This window comes from Streptomyces sp. DH37 (assembly GCF_029813835.1).
GTDB lineage: Bacteria > Actinomycetota > Actinomycetes > Streptomycetales > Streptomycetaceae > Streptomyces.
Window position 1 is genome coordinate 1 of sequence record NZ_JARVKV010000237.1, and the last position, 397, is coordinate 397.

Consider the following 397-nt stretch of genomic DNA (forward strand, 5'->3'; position numbering starts at 1 on the left):
GCCGGTGATGGACCCGGCCGTCCACCACCACGCCTCCCGCAGCCGCTTCGCGCTGACCTCCCGCAGCTCCTGGTCGACGGGCGAGCACCTGCCCACCGGAGCGGTCGTCGCCCGCGTCGGCTCCTGGGCGCTGGCCTGGCAGATCGAGCACAACGGCGCCTGGCACTGGGAGGCGGGCGAGACCGTCGACGGCGCGTACGTGGCCCTGCTGGGACCGACCGACGCCGAGCACCAGAGGAGCACGGCGGTGACGGCCGCGCGCGGCTTCACCACCGTGCCGGTCTCGCTGGCCGCGGCGGCGGGCGGCGCGGACGAGGCGCTCGGCGCGCTGACCCGGCCGCGCCGCACCCTGGTGCGCGGGCGCGCGCCCGGCCGCACGCCCCGTCTGCCGGTGGTC

At 78.8% G+C, this 397-nt stretch carries 1 pseudogene; it reads left to right on the top strand.

The features are described from left to right. A pseudogene (locus tag QC029_RS30835) lies at nt 1-397 on the top strand (alpha-galactosidase); the annotation flags it as partial.